At 68.6% G+C, this 19,074-nt stretch carries 19 protein-coding genes and 2 pseudogenes; 13 read left to right on the top strand and 8 right to left on the bottom strand.

Translation table 11 applies throughout. The annotated features are described in order from the left end of the window. Positions 1 to 211: 211 nt before the first annotated feature. Complete coding sequence (gene xseA, locus ACFONC_RS03480; RefSeq protein WP_386742324.1) at positions 212 to 1,558, bottom strand: exodeoxyribonuclease VII large subunit; 1,347 nt, start codon at positions 1,556 to 1,558, stop codon at positions 212 to 214. Between the two features lie 25 nt (positions 1,559 to 1,583). After that, complete coding sequence (locus ACFONC_RS03485) at positions 1,584 to 1,874, bottom strand: DUF2218 domain-containing protein (protein WP_386742325.1); 291 nt, start codon at positions 1,872 to 1,874, stop codon at positions 1,584 to 1,586. A gap of 179 nt (positions 1,875 to 2,053) precedes the next feature. On the opposite strand from ACFONC_RS03485, the gene ispG reads away from it, so the two are divergent. From ispG to ACFONC_RS03530, 9 genes and pseudogenes are all read left to right on the top strand, one after another. After that, positions 2,054 to 3,343 carry a flavodoxin-dependent (E)-4-hydroxy-3-methylbut-2-enyl-diphosphate synthase gene (gene ispG, locus ACFONC_RS03490; protein WP_386742326.1) on the top strand — a complete coding sequence of 430 codons (1,290 nt, stop codon included), beginning with the start codon at positions 2,054 to 2,056 and terminating at the stop codon, positions 3,341 to 3,343. Beyond that, the gene (locus tag ACFONC_RS03495; RefSeq protein ID WP_386742327.1) at positions 3,324 to 4,058 is read left to right on the top strand and encodes a phosphatase PAP2 family protein; all 735 of its coding nucleotides are present in this window, start codon (positions 3,324 to 3,326) and stop codon (positions 4,056 to 4,058) included. The genes ispG and ACFONC_RS03495 overlap by 20 nt, the downstream gene beginning before the upstream one ends. Positions 4,059 to 4,187: 129 nt before the next feature. Continuing rightward, positions 4,188 to 5,711 (top strand): type IV pilus assembly protein FimV, encoded by a 1,524-nt coding sequence (locus ACFONC_RS03500; RefSeq protein ID WP_386742328.1) that lies wholly within the window; start codon positions 4,188 to 4,190, stop codon positions 5,709 to 5,711. Positions 5,712 to 5,759: 48 nt separating this feature from the next. Next, the gene (locus ACFONC_RS03505; protein WP_386742329.1) at positions 5,760 to 6,002 is read left to right on the top strand and encodes a hypothetical protein; all 243 of its coding nucleotides are present in this window, start codon (positions 5,760 to 5,762) and stop codon (positions 6,000 to 6,002) included. Positions 6,003 to 6,048: 46 nt separating this feature from the next. After that, positions 6,049 to 6,594: pseudogene (locus ACFONC_RS03510) on the top strand (type IV secretory system conjugative DNA transfer family protein); the annotation flags it as partial. Beyond that, positions 6,594 to 6,980: a hypothetical protein gene (locus ACFONC_RS03515; protein ID WP_386742330.1), complete on the top strand. Its 387-nt coding sequence runs from the start codon at positions 6,594 to 6,596 to the stop codon at positions 6,978 to 6,980. The pseudogene ACFONC_RS03510 and the gene ACFONC_RS03515, both read left to right, overlap by 1 nt. A 98-nt stretch (positions 6,981 to 7,078) precedes the next feature. Beyond that, positions 7,079 to 7,543, top strand: a complete 465-nt coding sequence (locus ACFONC_RS03520; RefSeq protein WP_386743047.1) for a DUF4189 domain-containing protein — start codon at positions 7,079 to 7,081, stop codon at positions 7,541 to 7,543. Positions 7,544 to 7,783: 240 nt separating this feature from the next. Beyond that, on the top strand, positions 7,784 to 8,161 hold the full coding sequence (locus tag ACFONC_RS03525; protein WP_386743048.1) for a DUF4189 domain-containing protein: 378 nt from the start codon (positions 7,784 to 7,786) through the stop codon (positions 8,159 to 8,161). A 322-nt stretch (positions 8,162 to 8,483) separates the two neighbouring features. After that, the gene (locus tag ACFONC_RS03530) at positions 8,484 to 9,182 is read left to right on the top strand and encodes a TonB family protein (RefSeq protein WP_386742332.1); all 699 of its coding nucleotides are present in this window, start codon (positions 8,484 to 8,486) and stop codon (positions 9,180 to 9,182) included. Between the two features lie 37 nt (positions 9,183 to 9,219). On the opposite strand, the gene nth is transcribed toward ACFONC_RS03530, so the two are convergent. The 3 genes from nth to ACFONC_RS03545 form a co-directional block, all read right to left on the bottom strand. Further along, positions 9,220 to 9,894, bottom strand: coding sequence for an endonuclease III (gene nth / locus ACFONC_RS03535; RefSeq protein WP_386742333.1), 675 nt, complete (start codon positions 9,892 to 9,894; stop codon positions 9,220 to 9,222). Next, positions 9,891 to 10,280 carry a hypothetical protein gene (locus tag ACFONC_RS03540; RefSeq protein WP_386742335.1) on the bottom strand — a complete coding sequence of 130 codons (390 nt, stop codon included), beginning with the start codon at positions 10,278 to 10,280 and terminating at the stop codon, positions 9,891 to 9,893. Before ACFONC_RS03540 ends, nth begins: the two co-directional genes overlap by 4 nt. A 170-nt stretch (positions 10,281 to 10,450) precedes the next feature. Beyond that, positions 10,451 to 11,233, bottom strand: a complete 783-nt coding sequence (locus ACFONC_RS03545) for an enoyl-CoA hydratase/isomerase family protein (RefSeq protein ID WP_386742336.1) — start codon at positions 11,231 to 11,233, stop codon at positions 10,451 to 10,453. Positions 11,234 to 11,433: 200 nt separating this feature from the next. Here ACFONC_RS03545 and ACFONC_RS03550 point away from each other — a divergent pair, with 200 nt between their 5' ends. The 3 genes and pseudogenes from ACFONC_RS03550 (at position 11,434) to ACFONC_RS03560 (ending at position 14,015) form a co-directional block, all read left to right on the top strand. Next, positions 11,434 to 12,138, top strand: a complete 705-nt coding sequence (locus ACFONC_RS03550) for an FKBP-type peptidyl-prolyl cis-trans isomerase N-terminal domain-containing protein (protein ID WP_386742337.1) — start codon at positions 11,434 to 11,436, stop codon at positions 12,136 to 12,138. A 205-nt stretch (positions 12,139 to 12,343) separates the two neighbouring features. Then, positions 12,344 to 13,170, top strand: a pseudogene (locus ACFONC_RS03555) (NUDIX hydrolase). After that, positions 13,167 to 14,015 (top strand): sulfurtransferase, encoded by an 849-nt coding sequence (locus ACFONC_RS03560; protein ID WP_386742338.1) that lies wholly within the window; start codon positions 13,167 to 13,169, stop codon positions 14,013 to 14,015. The pseudogene ACFONC_RS03555 and the gene ACFONC_RS03560 overlap by 4 nt, the downstream one beginning before the upstream one ends. 95 nt (positions 14,016 to 14,110) lie before the next feature. Here the strand turns inward: ACFONC_RS03560 and ACFONC_RS03565 are convergent, their stop codons facing one another. After that, positions 14,111 to 14,869 carry an enoyl-CoA hydratase/isomerase family protein gene (locus ACFONC_RS03565; RefSeq protein ID WP_386742339.1) on the bottom strand — a complete coding sequence of 253 codons (759 nt, stop codon included), beginning with the start codon at positions 14,867 to 14,869 and terminating at the stop codon, positions 14,111 to 14,113. Positions 14,870 to 14,931: 62 nt separating this feature from the next. On the opposite strand from ACFONC_RS03565, the gene ACFONC_RS03570 reads away from it, so the two are divergent. Beyond that, the gene (locus ACFONC_RS03570) at positions 14,932 to 15,390 is read left to right on the top strand and encodes a copper chaperone PCu(A)C (RefSeq protein ID WP_386742341.1); all 459 of its coding nucleotides are present in this window, start codon (positions 14,932 to 14,934) and stop codon (positions 15,388 to 15,390) included. 24 nt (positions 15,391 to 15,414) lie between these two features. Here the strand turns inward: ACFONC_RS03570 and ACFONC_RS03575 are convergent, their stop codons facing one another. Together ACFONC_RS03575 and uvrA are read right to left on the bottom strand one after the other, a co-directional pair. Next, a complete protein-coding gene (locus ACFONC_RS03575) occupies positions 15,415 to 15,825 on the bottom strand; it encodes an acyl-CoA thioesterase (protein ID WP_386742342.1) in 411 nt (136 codons plus the stop codon). Beyond that, complete coding sequence (uvrA, locus tag ACFONC_RS03580; protein ID WP_386742344.1) at positions 15,822 to 18,752, bottom strand: excinuclease ABC subunit UvrA; 2,931 nt, start codon at positions 18,750 to 18,752, stop codon at positions 15,822 to 15,824. The genes ACFONC_RS03575 and uvrA overlap by 4 nt, the downstream gene beginning before the upstream one ends. Positions 18,753 to 19,074: the final 322 nt, after the last annotated feature.

The raw sequence follows: 19,074 nt of genomic DNA on the forward strand, positions 1-19,074 counted from the left end.
CATCCCGCGCGCGGCGTTAACGCCCCGTGGCAACAACCTGTGATGCTCTCGTGGGAGCGGCGGAAACCGCGCATTGCCTGGCTCCCTCCCATGCGAAGGCTGGGGAGGGGTGCCTTTGACATTGCAGCGAACCGTGGACACCCCCTCCCAGCCTCCCCCTGCCTTCGCAGGGGGAGGGGCAAAAGCCGCCGCGCCTGCGAATGCGGGAACGTCAGGAGGCGTCGCTGTTCTCGACGCGCACCTGCAGCGCGCCGTCGGCCAGCCGCGCTTCAAGGTGGTCGCCCACCTTCGCGTCGCCGACGCTGCGCACCACGCGCCCATCATCGTGCTGCACGATGGCGTAGCCGCGCGCCACCGTGGCCAGCGGGTTCACCGCTTCCAGCGATCGCGCCAGCCCGCGCAGGCGCAGTGCGTTGCGCTGCAGCTGGCGGACGACGGCGGCCTGCGGCCGGGGCTGCAGCGTGGCCAGGCGGTCGCGCAGCGCGGCCAGGCGACGGCCCGGCTGCATCGCACGCAGGACGGCCTCGGCATGGCGCAGGCGGGCGATGCGGGCGTCGCGGCGCGCGCGCAGGGCGTGTTCCAGCCGCTGCATCGCCGCCAGCTGGCGCGTGCGCAGCTGCTGCAGCCGGGCCTGCGGCCGCAGCGCGTTGAGCCGCAGCGCGGCGCGGTCGGTGCGCTGCATGGCGTCGCGCAGCCGGCGTAAGTGCTGCGCCTGCAGGCGCCGGTGCTGGTCGCGCAGGCGCGTGCGCAGGTCGCCGCGTTCGGGCACCAGCAGTTCGGCGGCCACCGAGGGCGTCGGCGCGCGCAGGTCGGCGGCGAAGTCGGCGAGGGTGAAGTCGGTCTCGTGCCCGACCGCCGACACCACCGGCACCGGCGAGGCGGCAATCGCCCGCGCCAGCGCTTCATCGTTGAACGCCCAGAGGTCTTCCAGCGAACCGCCTCCGCGCGCCAGCAGCAGCGCGTCGTAACGGTCGCTGGCGCCGGCGCGCCGCAGCATCGCCGTGATCTGCGCCGCAGCCGCATCGCCCTGAACGGGAACGGGCAGCACTTCCACGTCCAGCAGCGGGAAGCGCCGCGCCAGCACGCTGAGCACGTCGCGCACCGCGGCGCCCGAGGGCGAGGTCAATACGCCGAGCCGGCGGACCCAGGCGGGCAGGGGACGCTTGCGTCCCGCGTCGAACAGGCCCTCGGCCTGCAGCTTCGCCTTCAGTTCCTCGAACGCCCGCCGCAGCGCGCCTTCCCCGGCTTCTTCCAGGGAGTCGAGGATCAGCTGGTAGTCGCCGCGCGCCTCGTACAGCGTCAGCCGCCCGCGTACCAGCACCCGCATGCCGTCGCGCGGCTGGAACCGCAGCCATTGGCTCTTGGGCTTGAACAGCGCGCAGCGCACCTGCGCGCGCGCGTCCTTGAGGGTGAGGTAGATGTGCCCGGATGCCGGCCGCGCCAGGTTGCCGATCTCGCCCTCGACCAGCACCAGCGGGAAGGCGTCCTCCAGCAGGCTGCGCGCCAGCGCGTTGAGCTGGCTGGGGCTGAGGACGTTGTCGGAAGCTGGCGCGGGCATGCGCGCAGGATACCCGTGACGGGTCTCAGGCCGCGGCGTCCCAGGTGATCTCCAGCGTCTCACCGCGCGCCATGCGCAGCAGGTGCGAGGCCACGACGTCCTGGATCTGCGCCAGCCTGGCGTCGTCGAGTGCGTCGATGCGGGCCTCGAGGGCGTCGGGGCGGGCGTTGAGGTGGGTGATGGTGTCGGCATCGAAGACGACCCGCGCCGTCGTCTCGTCGAAGCTGACCTCGAGCTTGTGCGCCCAGTGCGTGCACAGGCGCTTGATCAGGCGGCTGCCGTCGCGGGTGGGGATGGTGGAGATGGCCTGCGGCATGGCGGTTCCTCGCGCTGGTGGAAGAAGAACATGGGGGCGGATCGCCCTTCGGGAAGCGCCGATACGCCGCCACGGCCGGTATGCAGCGTTGCGCCCGCGTCGGGGGTGGGGCGGACAACGCGGTCGCGGAACGGCGAACCGTGCCGCCGCAGGCATCCAGACCGACTAAAATGGCCCGCATGAACGCAGATCCTGCCGCCCGCCACGCCGTCGTCCAGCCGCTGTCCGACTGGGCCTTCGGCCCCGCGCCACGCCGGCCCACGCGCCAGGTGAGGATAGGCGGCGTGGCCGTCGGCGGCGACGCGCCGGTGGTGGTGCAGTCGATGACCAACACCGACACCGCCGATGTCGCCTCGACCGTGAAGCAGGTCGCCGACCTGTGGCGCGCCGGCTCGGAGCTGGTCCGCATCACCGTCAACAACCCCGAGTCCGCCGCCGCCGTGCCGCGCATCGTCGAGAAGCTGGCGATGATGGGCATCGAGGTGCCGGTGATCGGCGACTTCCACTACAACGGCCACCAGCTGCTCGCCAACGAGCCGGCCTGTGCGCGGGCGCTGGCCAAGTACCGCATCAACCCGGGCAACGTCGGTTTCGGCAAGAAGCGCGACACCCAGTTCGCGCAGCTGATCGAGTTCGCGCTGCAGTACGGCAAGCCGGTGCGCATCGGCGCCAACTGGGGCTCGCTCGACCAGTCGCTCGCCGCGCAGCTGATGGACGAGAACGCAAGCCGCCCCGAACCCTGGGACGCCGGCCGCGTGCTGCGCGAGGCGCTGATCCGCTCGGCGCTGGACTCGGCGGCGCGCGCCGTCGACCTCGGCCTGCCCGCCGAGCGCATCATCCTCAGCTGCAAGGTCAGCGGCGTGCAGGAGCTGATCGCCGTGTACCGCGACCTCGCCCAACGCTCCGACTTTGCCCTGCACCTGGGCCTCACCGAAGCCGGCATCGGCAGCAAGGGCATCGTGGCCTCAAGTGCTGCGCTCGCCGTGCTGATGCAGGAAGGCATCGGCGACACCATCCGCATCTCGCTCACGCCCGAACCCGGCGCGCCGCGCACGCAGGAAGTCGTCGTCGCGCAGGAGCTGCTGCAGACGATGGGCCTGCGTGCGTTCACGCCGATGGTCACCGCGTGCCCGGGCTGCGGCCGCACCACCAGCGAGTTCTTCCAGGAGCTGGCCAAGGTCGTGCAGGAACACGTGCGCGCGAAGATGCCCGAGTGGAAGGTCACCCACCCCGGCGCCGAGCACCTGACGCTGGCGGTGATGGGTTGCGTGGTCAACGGCCCCGGCGAATCGCGGCACGCCGACATCGGCATCTCGCTTCCCGGCACCGGCGAGGCGCCGGCCGCGCCGGTGTTCATCGACGGCCAGAAGTCCGTGACCCTGCGTGGCGAGAACATCGCGCATGAGTTCGTCGCGCTGGTCGACGACTACGTCGAGCGGCGCTACGGTCATGCCGCCGAGCCGGCCTGAATCACCCGTCGAACGCCCTTCGAAGGCGCTGCGCGAAGACGCCCGCGTCGGTGCCTCCTTCCTGCGCCGCCACGGCTGGTCGCTGGCGCTGCTGTTCGCCGGGCTGCTGCTGCCGCTTTGGGGATTCGCCGAGTTGGCCGACGAAGTGCGCGAGGGCGAGGGCTTCCCGTTCGACCAGCCCATCCTGCTTGCCGCCAGCCAGATGGCGAATTCCGGGTTCGACCAGCTGTTCCTGTTCTTCTCCGCGATCGGCTACCAGTACGGCGTGGTGCCGGCCGACATCATCCTGGTGCTGGGCCTGGCCCTGCGCCGCCGCTACCGCGAAAGCGTGTTCGTCGCGGCCGCCACCGGCGGCTCCGGCCTGCTCAACATCGTCGCCAAGCAGGCCTTCGCACGCGAGCGGCCCAGTCTGTGGGAGTCGATTGCGCCAGAGCACAACTTCAGCTTCCCCAGCGGCCACGCGATGGGCTCGATGACGCTGGCCGCCATGCTCATCCTGCTGGCCTGGCCCACCCGCTGGCGCTGGCCGGTGGTCGCGGCGATGGCGGTGTTCGTGCCGATGGTCGGCCTGTCGCGCGTGTACCTGGGCGTGCATTACCCGTCCGACATCCTCGCCGGGTGGGCGGCCGCACTGGTGTGGACGGTGGGGGTGTACTTGCTGGTGTTTCGATGGGATGGACGACCGTGGCGTAGTGCGGCAAGGGGCAGGGAATAGCCGCAGCACTGGTTGCGCGAATGTGCGCACGGTCACGCTGCGCGCCGCCTCCGGCTTGAAACCCTCGCTTGCTGCCGCTTACAGTGCAGGCAAGGACGAATCGGGGACGTGGCCAGGATGCTGCGAAGAATGTCGTTGTTCGCGTTTGCCGCGCTGGCCGTGTCGTTGCCGGTATCCGCGCTGGAACTTGACCGCATCGAAGTCAAATCCGGGATCGGGCAGCCGCTGCTGGCCGAGATTCCGGTCGTATCCGCGGACTCGTCCGAACTGCAGAAGTTGCAGGCGCGGCTGGCATCGCCGGCGACGTTCGCGCGCATCGGCCTGGAACGACCGCGCGGCGTGGTGGCCAGCCTGCAGTTCCGGCTGGCGCGCGACGCGCGCGGCAAGCCCGTTATCCGGGTGACAAGCACGGTGCCCGTCGAGCGCGACTTCCTGACGTTCCTCGTCCAGGTCGATTGGGGCGAAGGGCGGATGGTGCGCGAGTACTCCCTGTCGCTTTCCGCCCCGGACACGCTGGCCTCGCCGATGCCGCCGCGTATCGAAGCGCCTCGGATGGCAATGCCGAACACGATCATGCGCGCGCCGGGGCCGACGGCGATTTCGTCGGCGATCCCGCTGGCAACCGATGTGCAGGCAGCCGACGTGACCGCGCCAAGCGCTGTTGGCGCAGCGGCGGCACCGATCCCGCTGGCCGCGCCGGCCGTGGCGCCGGTGCCGGCCGCCGCGAAGCCGGTTGCGCCCGCGGCACAGCCTGCGCCACCCAGTCGGCACGAGGCAGGGCAGGGACGAAAGCCGGAGTCCGGCGACTACGGTCCGATCCGGGCAGGAGACACGCTGTCGGCGATCGCCGGCACTTTCGCCGATGACCGGCATACCTTGAACCAGGCCATGCTGGCCCTGCTTCGCGTCAATCCCGATGCGTTCATCGCCGGCAACATCAACCTGCTCCGGCGCGGCGCGATCCTGCGCGCACCGCAGCCGGAGGAGTTGTCCCGGTACTCCGCCGCCGAAGCAACGGCGATGGTGCGCGAGCAGATACGCAGCTGGCGCGAAGGCAGGCCCGTTCCTCCACAGCCCGCGGCGCTGCCGCCGGCGACAACGTACGGCGCGGATACGGCGCCTGCCACGAAAGCACCGCGCGTCGCGGCGCCGCGCCTGGAAATCTCGCCGGGGCCGGACGATGCGCTGTTTCCAAAGCCAGCGGCCGCGGCCGGTGCAGGTGCAGGTTTCGACGAGCCGCAGGCGTTCATTGCGGGACCCGGCGAGCCGCAAACCGCGCGGGACGCGGAAATCATGGAACTGCGGGCCCGCGTTTCGGAACTGGACCAACTGCAGCAGCAGCAACAGGCATTGCTCGCGCTGAAAAACAAGGAACTCGCCGCGCGGCCGGCAAGCCGCGCCGGTGCATGGCCATGGCTGGCTACCGCATTCGCGATGCTGATGCCGATCGCATGGTGGCTGGGGCGGCGTGGCAGAGGGCCTGGCCTGCCGCGCGCAGGGGATCATGGCGCGCCAGGCGTATCCGCCGCCGGTGATGAAGAAGTCAATGGAAACGAGCCTGTGCCAGTGGACGAACCCGGATCCGCCGCACCCGCATCGCCCGCGTGGCATTCAACAGCGCGCAGGACCGCGTCGGTGGTCGCTGATGTCTGATGGAATCAGGGGGCCGCGCAATGGCAACAACGCACATGGAGCTTCGCGATGACCGAGCATGCGCACCCCATCCTCACCAAGGGCGGATACCAGCTCGTCGCGCTGACGCACGGCCACACGTACGACCCCGAACGGATCATCGCCTACGTAGTCATGACGATGTCCGGCGCGCGCCTGCACCACGAGCGGACGTTGGAGGATGCGAGATCGTGGATGGAAAAACAGGTCGAAGGCGGGGAATCCGTCTCGCCACTGAAAGCCCGGCGGCGCCGGACGCGCCTTACGCGTTAGGCGTTAGGCGTCGCCGTTACCGCCCGAATGACGGGGATGAATCTGCGTGAAATTTGAAAAGAAGAAACTCGGCTTCGCCCTGCTTGTGGCCGCGCTTGCACTGGCGGCAGGCGCCTATCTGTCGGGATTCCTGGCGCTTCTGTTCCTTGATCTCAACACCAACGCGGCCGGACTCGGGACGTACTACAGCTACGTCAGGGCGATCGACCTGCCCCAGGTCGCGCCCTACGCCGGCCGGATCAGGCTGGCCGGCTATCTCGGGTTCGGCTTGCCGCTGCTTGCCGGCGTCCTGCTGCTGGTCCTGATCCTCAAGCCGTCGAAGAAGTCCCTGCATGGGAACGCGCGCTTCGCCAATGCCGGCGACCTGGCCAGGCACGGCATGTTCAAGGAATCGGATACCGGCCTGATCGTCGGCAAGCTCAACGGCAACCTGGTCCGCTTGGGTGGGCAGCAGTTCGTGATCCTCGCCGCACCGACCCGTTCGGGCAAGGGCGTGGGCGTGGTCATTCCCAACCTGCTTGATTACCGCGAGTCGGTCGTCGTGCTGGACATCAAGCAGGAGAACTTCGAGCTGACCAGCGGCTGGCGCGCATGAGCGTGATGGTGGCCATCGCGCTGAAGATGGTGCTGGCGGTCGCAACTGCCTTCTGGGTAGGCAGATATACGGGCGCAAGCACCGAGGGCATCAACAGCATGGCGCTGCAGCAGGGAGGGCTGGGGCTGATCCTGACCGCTCTGATCGTGACCGCCCCACCCATGGCCACCGCCTTCTTCCAGGGCATGCTGGGTGCATTCACGCCATACACGGCCTTCAGCAGTGACGGCGGCGCCTCGGCCTCCCGCAACGGCCGATGGGGTGGAGGCAACAGCTACCCGCCGGGGCATGGAGGGAGTCCGGGTGGAGTGCCACTGGCCTCGTCAATGCGTCCTGATGGCGCTCCGCGATTCGATTCCTATGCTTCTGGTGCGCCTAGCTAGTGGTACGGGTGATTCAACAGTATCTCAGCAAACTCTACCCAGGAAGGACTTCAAGTCATCGGAGGCTTGAGATGTGGCTTCGATTTTTGGTTGCAACGATGCTCTTTCTGGCGACAGGCTTCGCGTCCGCTCAAACGGCATGTCCCCAGGGTGTGGCGGCAGGCAGCGCCCAATGCGGTCCCTCATCTTTGGTCAATCCTGGTAGCGCCGCTGACTATGTGCAGCCTGTACCAAAGATCAAATGGGAGAGCAGTTGGGGTGCGATAGCGAGTGATAACAAGGGCATATTCGGCATTCTTACTGACCTGCCTAGCAGGCGATCGGCAAAGAAAGCGGCGGTCGAAGAGTGTCGCAGGCGTGGGGGCGATGGCTGTTCAGTGAACCTGGTGTTCAAGAATCAGTGCGCAGCTGTAGGGGCTAGTGATGAGAATGCATTTGCATCTGGCGCACCTACGATAGAAGAAGCGACTGCTAGAGCAATGCAGCGCTGCAGAACAGCAAATGGCGAAGGGGAGTGTCGGGTGTTCTATGCCGGTTGCAGCATGGCCAAGCGAGTGTGGTGAGGGCGGGCCGCCCGAGCCTTCTGGAGGCGCCTTCACTTGAGAAGAGTGGGCCATGAGGAAGTCAGTGAGGTTTTCCCCGGGTTACAGAGCGAGTTGGGCGGTTCAAATCACCGGAGGTATGAGGTGAAGAAGGCGGTTCTACTCGCAGCGGTGTTGCTGATGACAGGCAGTGCCGCTGTGGCGCAGACGGCTTGCCCACAAGGCGTTGCCGCAGGCAGCGCACAGTGCGGCCCTTCATCGATGGTCAATCCTAGCGTTGAGGATCATCGTTCTCACGTGCGACCTATTCCGGAAGTTCGATGGGAAGATAGCTGGGGTGCTATTGCTTCGGATGGCGCTGGCAATTTTGGAATCGTCACGGACTTCTCCAGTAAGCGGAAGGCGAAGAATGCCGCTATTGCTGAATGTCGGAAGCGTGGGGGAGGTATGTGTGTCGTGCGACTTGAGTTCTTGAATCAATGCGCTGCTGTTGTAGTGAGTACCCAATGGGCGGAGTCCGCAAATGGCCCCACTGTAGAGGAAGCTGTGCAGGCGGGAACTCAAGGATGTGGCAATAGCGATACGGGCAAATGTTGGGTCTACTGGACTGGTTGCAGCATGGCGAAGAGAGTTTGGTGAGTGGACTTGGCACTTTACGTGAGAGTGCTTATGAAACTCAGACCTGGATGATTGAGACTCACGGGAACGCGAACCGTTGAGATCGTGACAAAAACAGCTTTTCGCTCGTCAGTCCCGCGGAAAGCGGGAATCACACGGACTTCCCAACCGCCTCCGGCGATCGCCTCCAGCGCGAAACCGCAGATTGTTTTCCGTTCGTCGCCTGATTTCGACCGTTCATCCATCAATACCGAACGTGTCATAAGGGTGTAACCCACGGCGATTCGAAAAAGGGTGTCATCGCCACGTCATCAAGTTGCGCTAGGCGCGCGGGGAGTGGGCGATGAAAACCGCAATGTTTCTTTCCATTGCACTGGTGCTGTCGGGGACTGCATTCGCGGCCCCGGGCGATGGAGCCGGGGAAGTGCCGCAAAGTGTGTACACCTACGAGCTCGAGCTCGATGGCAACGGCATGATTTCCAGCCTGTCGCCATATGGCTTCACGCCCGACGCGACCAGCGCGACGCTCGAACACGACATCCGGGGCTGGCTGTTCCATTCCGGAAGCAATGCCGGCGAGGGCGTTCCCACGCTGACCTACCTGCGCGTGGTGGTGCAGCCCGAAGCCACTGCGGATGAGGGGTTCGAAGTCGTCTCTGCAACGACCGGGCCGGCCCCGGTGGCGTTGACGGAGCCCGACTATCCGGTGCGCGACCAGCTCGCCGGGCGCGAGGGCATGGTGGTGCTGAAACTCGAAGTCGGTGCCGACGGGGTGGTTGACGCCGCGGTGGTGCAGGCGACCACCAGCGGGATTTCCCGGCCGATGGCCGGCGCCGCGGTCGCGGCCGCACAGCAGTGGCGATTCGCGCCGGAGCTTGTCGCCGGCCAGGCCGTGCCGTCGACGATGCTGTGGCCTGTCTGCTACGTGGGCAGGGAGACGAGCCTGTCCGAGTGCAGCTGGGACGGCCCGGACATGCAGCGGTTCTCGAGCAAGACCGTGCTGCCGCTCGACTCCGCGGCGACGCTGGTTTCCCAGCGTTGACGTTTGCCCCGCCCGCCGCGATGCGGCAGGCGGGGGTTCACCCGGGCGTCTTGTCCGGGAAACGGCACAGGTCGCGGATCACGCAGTGGGGGCAGTCCGGCTTGCGCGCCTTGCAGGTGTAGCGGCCGTGCAGGATCAGCCAGTGGTGCGCGTCGAGGCGGTACTCATCCGGAACCACCCTCAGTAGCCGTGTCTCCACCGCGCGCACGTCCTTGCCGCGCGCCAGCCCGGTGCGGTTGGACACGCGGAAGATGTGCGTGTCCACGGCAATGGTCGGTTCGCCGAACGCGGTGTTGAGCACCACGTTGGCGGTCTTGCGGCCGACGCCGGGCAGGGCTTCGAGTGCTTCGCGCGTGCGCGGCACCTGGCCGTCGTGCAGGTCGAGCAGTTGCCGTGACATCGCCACCACGTTCGCGGCCTTGGCGTTGTACAGGCCGATGGTGGAGATGTGGGGCTTCAGGCCTTCCACGCCGAGTTTGGCCAGCTGCGCCGGCGTGTTCGCCACCGGGAACAGCCGCCGCGTCGCCTTGTTGACGCCCACGTCGGTGGCTTGCGCGGAGAGGATCACCGCGACGAGCAGTTCGAACGGCGTCGAATAGACCAGTTCGGTGGTCGGCTTCGGGTCGAGTTCCTTCAGGCGCGCGAATAGTTCCTGGATCTCCGCGGCCGTCAGGTTCCGGCTGCGGCGAGGGGCCCGCGGTGCAGTGCTCACGACTTGCCCGCCGCGCGGGCCTTGGCGCGGGCGAGCGCTGCCGCCGCTGCCGGGGGAAGGGACGGGGCGCTTGTGCCTGTTGCCGGCGGAGGCGCGCGGCGTGCGGCGCGTTCGGCGGCGCGACGTTCGAGGCGCGCCTGGCGGGCGCGATAGCGTTCGCGTGCGGCCAGTGCGCGCAGGCGCGCTTCGCGTGCTTCCTGCAGTCGCTCGCTGCAGTCGCCCGTGCAGATGCCGCACGCGACCGGTTCGAGCAGGCCGAGCGTCATCGCCCGGTCCAGGTCGTCGTCGGCCAGTGCCGCTGCGATCGCGTGCGCCTGCGCGCCCGCCGCATCGGTGCAGCCGCAGGCCGGGCAGGTGGCCAGTGGAGGGCTTTCAACGAGAGTCATCGCGTGCTCGATGCCTCGTGCCACGCGTGGCGGACGAGCTGCGACAGGCCCTGGCCGCGGCAGCATGAAGATCCCTCACTGCGTTCGGGATGACATGCCTTGGCAGCGGGGCGTCCTTGAACAACGGGGCGTCGGATCGGGAGCATGGTCCGGTGGTGCGCCGGAGCGGCTCAGCGGCCGCTGAATTCCGGCTTGCGGCGTTCGAGGAAGGCGCGCGTGCCTTCGCGCATGTCGCCGGTGGAGAACACCAGGCCGAACTGCGCGGCTTCGTACTCCATCGCCTCCTCCAGCGCGCAGTCGGCGCCGACGTTGACGCAGTCGAGGATGCCGCGCAGCGCCAGCGGCGCCGCGGCGGCGAGCTGCGCGGCCAGCTTCATGGTTTCGGCTTCGAGCTCGGCCGCCGGCACCACGCGGTTGACGATGCCCAGCTGCTGCGCGCGGGCCGCGTCGATCGGTGCGCCGGTCAGGCACAGTTCCAGCACCGCCGCGCGCCCGGCCAGCCGCAGCAGGCGCTGGGTGCCGCCGAAGCCGGGGACCAGGCCCAGGTTGATCTCGGGCTGGCCGACCTTGGCCGTGTCGGCGGCGATGCGCAGGTGGCAGCACATCGCCAGCTCCAGGCCGCCGCCCAGGGCGAAGCCGTTGACCATCGCGATCACCGGCTTGGGCATCTTTTCCACCCGCCGCATCATGCGCTGGCCGCGCTGCGAGAAATCGCGCCCCTGGACCGGCGTCAGTCCCGACATCTCGGCGATGTCGGCGCCGGCGACGAACGCCTTCGGGCCGGCGCCGGTCAGCACTACCACGCGGATGGCATCGTCGCCGGCCGCGGCGTCGAAGGCAGCATGCAGCGCGTCCAGGGTAGCGGCATTGAGCGCATTCAGCTTGTCCGGGCGGTTGACGGTGATCACGCGGATCGCGTCATGGTCGGTGGTCAGCAGCGGGGAGTCGGGCATCGGGACACTCTCGTGGGCAGTCGTCGGGGCAGGCGGGCGCCGGCGCGCGGAACTTGCCGGGCCGGTACGGGTCGGAAAGCGGTCGTCAGTAGCGGTTAAGCCCTGCGGCCGTTATCCTACCCCGTCCAAATGGGGCGGTTCGACCGCCCCGCTTGCATGATGGACCCCATACTTCGGACCAATCACTGGAGATCCACCGAATGAAGTTGCGTTTGCTCGCCGCCACCCTCGCGGCCCTGACCCTGGTCGCCGGCACTGCCTCGGCCCAGGACACCTCGTCCGAGAAAGGCAAGTTGAGCTATGCGCTCGGTTACGACCTCGGCCGCAACCTGGTCGAAAGCGGTGAATCGATCGACGTCAACACCGTCATCAAGGCCGTGCAGGACGGCTATGCGAAGAAGGAGCCGGCGGTTCCCGTCGACCAGCTGCGCAGCGCGGTACAGAACATGCAGCAGCGCCAGATGGCCAAGGCCAAGGCGGAGTTCGACAAGGCTGCGGCGGCCAACAAGGCCAAGAGCGACGCCTTCCTCGCCCAGAACAAGGCCAAGGCCGGCGTGAAGACGCTGCCCGGCGGCGTGCAGTACCGCGTGGTTGCCACCGGCAACGGTGCCAAGCCCACCCAGGCCAGCGAAGTGTCGATCAACTACAAGGGCACGCTGGCGTCCGGAGGCCAGACGTTCGTCGACACCTTCAGCCCGCCCGAAGGCCAGAAGCCCGGCCCGGTGAGCATGAAGCTCAGCCAGATCCCGCTGGTGGGCCTGCGCGAAGCGCTGGCGCAGATGCCGTCCGGCTCGCGCTGGGAAGTGGTGCTGCCGCCCGAGAAGGCCTACGGCAACACCCCGCAGTCGCCGATCGGCCCGAACCAGGCCGTCGTCTTCGACGTACAGCTCGTCAGCGTGAAGTGACGTATCGGCGCGCGTTTCAGCGCGCCGATGCCGATGCGCCAACCCCGCGCAGGCGGGGCTCCAGCGGTTCCGGCCCAGCGACGAAGCGCCAGCAGCGCGCTGCAACCGGAATCACCCGGCCCATCGGATCCACCCAGGCTGCGTCGACCCGCGTCGACGCGGCCTTTTTCTTGCGCCACCCAGGGCGCACCGAGTACAGAAAACAATGGATTCCCCGTTCCGCGCCGTGCTCAGTCCCTGCATCGGCGTGTGCACCATGGCCGAAGATGGTTACTGCGACGGCTGCCACCGGACATCGACCGAGATCGCGACCTGGATCCACATGGACGACGACGCGCGCCTGCGGCTGATGGAGGACGTGCTCCCGGAGCGCGAGGCGCGGCGCGCCTGATGCCGAAGGGTTCCGCCAGCCCCATCACCCTGCCGCGCCTGCGCGGGGCGCTGCATCCGCTGGAGGCGCTGCCGGGCGGCGAGGGCTGGAACCTCGATGAGCTTTCCGATCTCCTGGTCCCGGATTCCAGCGTGGCCGAGGCGGCGGTGCTGGTGCCGCTGGTGCCGCATGGATCGAGCCTCGGGGTGTTGTTGACCCGTCGCACCGACGTTCTGCGCCATCACCCGGGGCAGGTGAGCTTCCCGGGCGGACGGATCGAGGAAGACGATGCCGACGTGGTTGCCGCGGCCTTGCGTGAGGCGCAGGAGGAGGTTGGTCTCGACCGCTCGCAGGCGCAGCCGCTGGGCTACCTCGACCCTCTGGCCACGGTTACCGGTTTCCGCGTGCTGCCGGTGGTGGCGCGGATCGACCCGGCCTTCGTCCCCGTGCCCGATCCGTCGGAAGTGTCGGACGTGTTCGAGGTGCCGCTCGACTGGCTGATGTCGCCGGACAACCTGCAGCACGTCGCCATGGACTATCGTGGCAAGCGGCGCGAGGTGCTCGAATTCCTGCGCCCGCCGGCCGCGCCCGCGCAGCGCATCTGGGGCGCGACCGCGTCGATCCTGTTCAACCTGCGCCAACGACTGGAGCGATTGCCATGACCGCGTCCTGGACCACGCTTGTCGATGCCCGCACGCTCGCCGCCGCGTTGAAGCGAGACGACCTGGCCATCCTTGACTGCAGGTTCTCGCTCGCCGCGCCCGAGGCCGGCCCGGCGGCCTATGCCGCGTCCCACCTGCCGGGCGCGCTGTACGCGCACCTGGACCGCGACCTGTCCGACCATCGCAAGCAGAGCGGCGGCCGCCACCCGTGGCCGGACGCCACCGATTTCGACGCGCGCCTGGGCGACTGGGGCATCACCGCCTCGCACCAGGTGGTCGCCTACGACGACGGCGACGGCGCCTTTGCCGCGCGACTGTGGTTCCTGCTGCGCGCGCTGGGCCACGAACGCGCCGCGGTGCTCGATGGCGGTTGGAAACACTGGACCGACCTGGGCTTGCCCACGCAGACCGGCGTGCGCGAGGTCACACGCGTCGCACGCACGGAACGCTTCGACGAAAGCCGCCTGCTCGACGCGCCGCAGGTGCAGGCGCACCTGGCGCGTGGCGGCATGCTGGTCGACGCGCGCGGCCGCGAACGCTTCCGCGGCGAAGCCGAACCGATCGACCGCGTCGCCGGGCACGTGCCGGGCGCGGTGAACCGTCCTTATGCCGACAACCTCGTCGATGGCCGCTTCAAGCCGCGCGAACAGCTGGCGCGGGAATTCCGCGAACTGCTCGCCGCACATGCGCCCGGCGACGTGGTGGCGATGTGCGGCTCCGGCGTCACCGCCTGCCACCACCTGCTGGCGATGGAACACGCCGGCCTGCCCGGCGCGAAGCTGTTCACCGGCTCGTGGAGCGGCTGGATCGAGGATCCGGCGCGGCCGGTGGCAGCCGGGTCGTAGGTCGGGGTTACGCCCCCGACGGCTTTTTGCGAACGGAACCGTTGGCATCGGATATCCCGCGGCGGGTCAAAAGCCGTCGGGAGCGTAACCCCGACCTACTTGCCCAGCTTGGCGACCAATGCCCGCAGCCCGGCCTGCGTATCCGGATCGTTCCAGCCGTCGACGAAATGGTCGAGGCCGATGTGCTCCGGCCGCAGCGCTTCGACCACGTCGGCGCGGGCGATCGCGCGCGTGGCCAGGACCGGTTTGCGCGGCAGCTGCAGCAGCGCCTGCAGCCACGCGAGCGCGCGCGCGGGCACGCCGTCGATGTCGGTGAGTTCGTCCACGAGCCCCATCGCAAGCGCCTGTTCGGATTCGACCATCTCGCCGGACACCAGCAGGCGTTCGGCGCGGTGCGCGCCGACCACGCGGCGCATCAGGCGCTGGATGCCGTCCGGCGCGGCCAGGCCCACCCGGGTTTCGTTGAGGCCGATGCGGTACGGGCCGCTGGCCATCACCCGGTAGTCGCAGCACAGCGCCAGTACGCAGCCACCGGCCGGCGCGTGGCCGTTGATCGCCGCGGCCACGGCGACCGGGCACGCGGCCAGTTCGCGCGCGGCGAGGAAGAACTGCTCCCACGCCGCCTTCAGCGCGTCGCGGTCGGGCAGGGCGAGCAGGAAGGGCACGTCGAGCCCGGCCGAGAACACCTTCGGCCCGCCCGACAGCACGATGCCGCCGACGCCGTCGGCCACGGCGCCGCGCAGCGCCTCGACCAGCTGCGCGCAGACCATGGGGTTGAGCGCGTTGACCGGCGCGCGGTCCAGCCGGAGTTCGCGGACGTCGCCGTGGTCGATGCGCTTGATCAAAGTGGTCATGCTGATCCTTGTCCGTGCGTGGCCGCTTCGGGCCGGGCGATGGGAACGGCTATCATAGGCGCATGAGCATGCATCGAATCCTCGCCGCGCTCGCGCTCGCATCCGCCTGCGCGCTGGCCTTCATTCCGTCGCCGGCGTCCGCGCGCGACTGCCAGCCGCAGGTGCGCGACGGCTGGGTGCGGCTGGGCCCGGCGGGCATGCCGATGATGGCCGGCTTCGGCCGCATCCAGAACGACTGTGCGAGTCCGGTCACGATCACCGGCGCGAGCAGCCCCGCGTTCGACAGCGCCGAACTGCACGAAACGCGCATCGTCGACGGCGTCAACCGCATGCGCCACCTGCCGGAGCTGCGCATCGCCCCCGGCGACGCGGCCGTGCTCAAGCCCGGCGGCATGCACCTGATGCTGATGCGGCCGCACGCGCCGCTGAAGGCGGGCAGCAAGGTCGTGGTGGTGTTCGAAGTGTCCGGCGGTGGCGAGCTGCTCGGCGAGTTCGAGGTACGCAGGCCGGACGCGCTGTAGGCGCGCGACCGGGCGCCGAATGCCTCAACGGGACGCCGCGCGGCGCACGCTGTCCGGCAGCGGCGTCGGGCGTCCGCTGGCACGGTCGATCCACACCATCACCACGTGTCCGTCGGCATACAGCGTGGCGCCGTCGGCGCTGGCGATGGTGTGTCCGACGGTCACGCTCGTATTGCCGACGCGATCGGCGAACAGCTCGACGATGACTTCGGCCGGGTACGGGATCGGCACCCGGTAGTTCATCTGCACCGCCGCCAGCAGCGGGGCCGTCTCCTCGGTGACCCACTCCTCGTCCAGCGACTCGAACCAGCGGATCCGCGCCTCCTCGAGGTAGGTCATGAAGTTCGAGTTGTTGACGTGGTTGAACGCGTCCAGGTCGCGCCAGCGCAGCGCGATCGGCATGCGGAACAGGGCGGTGCGGTTGTCCAGGCTCATGCTGCGGATTTCCTGCGGGCGGTTGCCTTTTTCTTCGTTGCCTTGGCGGCCTTCCTGGCCTTGCCGGCGGTCGCCGGCTTGTCCATGCCCAGCGACTTGGCGAGGAACTGGCCGGTGTAGGACTGCGGCATCGTCGCCAGTTCCTCCGGCGTGCCTTCGGCGATGATCATGCCGCCGCGGTGGCCGCCCTCGGGGCCGAGGTCGACGACGCGGTCCGCGGTCTTGATCACGTCCAGGTTGTGCTCGATCACCACGATCGTGTTGCCGTCGTCGCGCAACTTGTGCAGCACGGCGAGCAGGTGTTCGATGTCGTGGAAGTGCAGGCCGGTGGTGGGTTCGTCGAGGATGTACAGCGTGCGGCCGGTGTCGCGGCGCGAGAGTTCCTTCGACAGCTTCACGCGCTGGGCCTCGCCGCCGGACAGCGTCGTCGCAGGCTGGCCGAGCTTGATGTAGCTCAGGCCCACGTCGAGCAGGGTTTCGAGCTTGCGCGCGATCGACGGCACCGGCTCGAACAGCTTCAGCGCGTCCTCGACCGTCATCTCCAGCACGTCGTGGATGCTGTGGCCCTTGTAGAGGATCTCCAGCGTCTCGCGGTTGTAGCGCTTGCCGCCGCACACGTCGCAGGGCACGTACACGTCGGGCAGGAAGTGCATCTCCACCTTGATCAGGCCATCGCCCTGGCAGGCCTCGCAGCGGCCGCCGCGCACGTTGAAGCTGAAGCGGCCGGCGGCGTACCCGCGAGCACGCGCCTCGGGCACCTGGGCGAACAGCTCGCGCAGCGGCGTGAACAGGCCGGTGTAGGTCGCCGGGTTGGAGCGCGGGGTACGGCCGATCGGCGACTGGTTGATGTCCACGACCTTGTCGAACAGATCCAGCCCCGTGACCGCGCGGTACGGGGCAGGCTTGTGCGAGGCGCCGTTGATCTCGTTGGCGGCCAGCGCGTACAGGGTGTCGTTGACCAGCGTCGACTTGCCGGAACCGGACACGCCGGTGATCGCGGTGAACAGTCCTGAGGAGATCGTCAGGTCGACGTCCTTGAGGTTGTTGCCGGACGCGCCCAAGAGCTTGAGCTGCATCTTCGGGTTGGGTTTGTGGCGATGCCCGGGTACTTCGATCCGGCGCTTGCCGCTGAGGTATTGCCCGGTCAGCGAGCGCGGCGCTTCGAGCACGTCGGCGTAGCTGCCCTCGGCGACCACCTCGCCGCCGTGCACGCCGGCACCGGGGCCGATGTCGACGATGTGGTCGGCCAGACGGATCGCGTCCTCGTCATGCTCGACCACGATCACCGTGTTGCCCAGGTCACGCAGGCGGGTGAGGGTGCCGAGCAGGCGCTCGTTGTCGCGCTGGTGCAGGCCGATCGACGGTTCGTCGAGCACGTACATCACGCCCACCAGGCCCGCGCCGATCTGCGAGGCCAGGCGGATGCGCTGCGCTTCGCCGCCGGACAGGGTGTCGGCCTTGCGTTCCAGCGTCAGGTAGTCGAGGCCCACGTCGACGAGGAAGGTCAGCCGCTCGCGGATCTCCTTGACGATCTTGGTCGCGATCTCGCCGCGCCAGCCGGGCAGCTGCATCTGGCCGAAGAAGGCCAGTGCCTCGTCGATCGGCAGCACCACCAGGTCCGGCAGCGGCCGGTCGGCGACGAAGACGTTGCGGGCGGCGGCATTCAGGCGCGCGCCGCCGCAGTCGGGGCAGGGGCGCTCGCTGATGTACTTCGACAGTTCCTCGCGCACCGCCGCCGATTCGGTCTCGCGGTAGCGGCGTTCAAGGTTGGGCAAGATGCCTTCGAACTTGTGCTTGCGCTGGGTGCGGCCACCGGAGTCGGTGATGTAGCTGAAGGTGATCGCGTCCTTGCCACTGCCGAACAGCACTGCCTGGCGCGACTCCTCGGCCAGTTCATTCCACGGCGTGTCGACGCTGAAGCCGAAGTGCTTGGCCAGCGACTGGATCAGCTGGAAGTAGTAGGCGTTGCGCCGGTCCCAGCCGCGCACCGCGCCGGCGGCGAGCGACAGCTCGGGGTGCACCACCACGCGCGCGGGGTCGAAGAATTGCGACACACCCAGGCCGTCGCAGCCCGGGCAGGCGCCGACCGGCGAGTTGAACGAGAACAGCCGCGGTTCCAGCTCCGGCAGCGCGTAGTCGCACACCGGGCAGCTGTATTTCGAAGAGAACAGCAACGGCACTGCGCTTTCGTCGTCGATCGACTGCACTGTCGCCATGCCGTCGCCGAGCTTGAGCGCGGTCTCGAACGATTCGGCCAGGCGCTGCTTGATGTCGTCACGGACCTTGAAGCGGTCGATCACCGCTTCGATGGTGTGCTTCTGGCGCAGGGCCAGCGGCGGAACCGCGTCGATCTCGTGCAGCACGCCGTCCACGCGCACGCGCACGAAGCCCTGCGCGCGCAGCTGTTCGAACACCTGCGCGTGCTCGCCCTTGCGCTCGCGGATCACCGGCGCCAGCAGGATCCAGCGCTGTTCGGCGGTCTTCGGATCGTTGTCCAGCGCCAGCACCTGGTCGACCATCTGGCTGACGGTCTGCGCCTCCAGCGGGTAGCCGTGGTCCGGGCAGCGCGGCAGGCCCACGCGTGCGTACAGCAGGCGCAGGTAGTCGTAGATCTCGGTGATGGTGCCGACGGTCGAGCGCGGGTTGTGCGAGGTCGACTTCTGCTCGATCGAGATCGCCGGCGACAGCCCTTCGATGTGGTCGACGTCGGGCTTCTCCATCACGCTCAGGAACTGCCGCGCGTAGGCCGACAGCGACTCGACGTAGCGGCGCTGGCCCTCGGCATAGATCGTGTCGAACGCCAGCGACGACTTGCCCGAGCCGGACAGGCCGGTGATCACGATCAGCTGGTCGCGCGGCAGGTCGAGGTCGATGTTCTTGAGGTTGTGGGTACGGGCTCCGCGGATGCGGATGGTGTCCATCGCCATCGGGGGTGGGGACCTTGGAAGCGGGAGAGGCGGCCGGCGGCGGGATCGCGACCGAACAGGGGAGCGTAACGAGCCCCCGATTTGGGGGCAAATGGTGGGAATTGCCAGCCTGCCTGGGCGGTGTCGCAGCCGCCGCGACGTGGGCGTTCATGCGGCCGGCGCCTGCAATCCGCAGGAGCGGCTTCAGCCGCGAGCTTCGGGGATCACGGGAAGGGCGTGCCGGAAAGCAGCGTCGGCCCGCGGCCGGACGGGGCGGGCCTCGCTCTTCGCTCAGTCAGGGCATCCTGCCCTGAGTCGCGCGCCGGCCATCCATGGCCGGCTT

The sequence above is a fragment of the Luteimonas soli genome, from assembly GCF_042648865.1.
Taxonomy (GTDB): domain Bacteria; phylum Pseudomonadota; class Gammaproteobacteria; order Xanthomonadales; family Xanthomonadaceae; genus Luteimonas; species Luteimonas soli.

Coding starts and splice junctions, on each gene's coding strand:
- xseA (WP_386742324.1), bottom strand. CDS start 1,558: ATGCCCGCGCCAGCTTCCGACAACGTCCTCAGCCCCAGCCAGCTCAAC.
- ACFONC_RS03485 (WP_386742325.1), bottom strand. CDS start 1,874: ATGCCGCAGGCCATCTCCACCATCCCCACCCGCGACGGCAGCCGCCTG.
- ispG (WP_386742326.1), top strand. CDS start 2,054: ATGAACGCAGATCCTGCCGCCCGCCACGCCGTCGTCCAGCCGCTGTCC.
- ACFONC_RS03495 (WP_386742327.1), top strand. CDS start 3,324: ATGCCGCCGAGCCGGCCTGAATCACCCGTCGAACGCCCTTCGAAGGCG.
- ACFONC_RS03500 (WP_386742328.1), top strand. CDS start 4,188: ATGTCGTTGTTCGCGTTTGCCGCGCTGGCCGTGTCGTTGCCGGTATCC.
- ACFONC_RS03505 (WP_386742329.1), top strand. CDS start 5,760: ATGACCGAGCATGCGCACCCCATCCTCACCAAGGGCGGATACCAGCTC.
- ACFONC_RS03515 (WP_386742330.1), top strand. CDS start 6,594: ATGAGCGTGATGGTGGCCATCGCGCTGAAGATGGTGCTGGCGGTCGCA.
- ACFONC_RS03520 (WP_386743047.1), top strand. CDS start 7,079: ATGCTCTTTCTGGCGACAGGCTTCGCGTCCGCTCAAACGGCATGTCCC.
- ACFONC_RS03525 (WP_386743048.1), top strand. CDS start 7,784: ATGGTCAATCCTAGCGTTGAGGATCATCGTTCTCACGTGCGACCTATT.
- ACFONC_RS03530 (WP_386742332.1), top strand. CDS start 8,484: ATGAAAACCGCAATGTTTCTTTCCATTGCACTGGTGCTGTCGGGGACT.
- ACFONC_RS03540 (WP_386742335.1), bottom strand. CDS start 10,280: ATGACTCTCGTTGAAAGCCCTCCACTGGCCACCTGCCCGGCCTGCGGC.
- ACFONC_RS03545 (WP_386742336.1), bottom strand. CDS start 11,233: ATGCCCGACTCCCCGCTGCTGACCACCGACCATGACGCGATCCGCGTG.
- ACFONC_RS03550 (WP_386742337.1), top strand. CDS start 11,434: ATGAAGTTGCGTTTGCTCGCCGCCACCCTCGCGGCCCTGACCCTGGTC.
- ACFONC_RS03560 (WP_386742338.1), top strand. CDS start 13,167: ATGACCGCGTCCTGGACCACGCTTGTCGATGCCCGCACGCTCGCCGCC.
- ACFONC_RS03565 (WP_386742339.1), bottom strand. CDS start 14,869: ATGACCACTTTGATCAAGCGCATCGACCACGGCGACGTCCGCGAACTC.
- ACFONC_RS03570 (WP_386742341.1), top strand. CDS start 14,932: ATGAGCATGCATCGAATCCTCGCCGCGCTCGCGCTCGCATCCGCCTGC.
- ACFONC_RS03575 (WP_386742342.1), bottom strand. CDS start 15,825: ATGAGCCTGGACAACCGCACCGCCCTGTTCCGCATGCCGATCGCGCTG.
- uvrA (WP_386742344.1), bottom strand. CDS start 18,752: ATGGCGATGGACACCATCCGCATCCGCGGAGCCCGTACCCACAACCTC.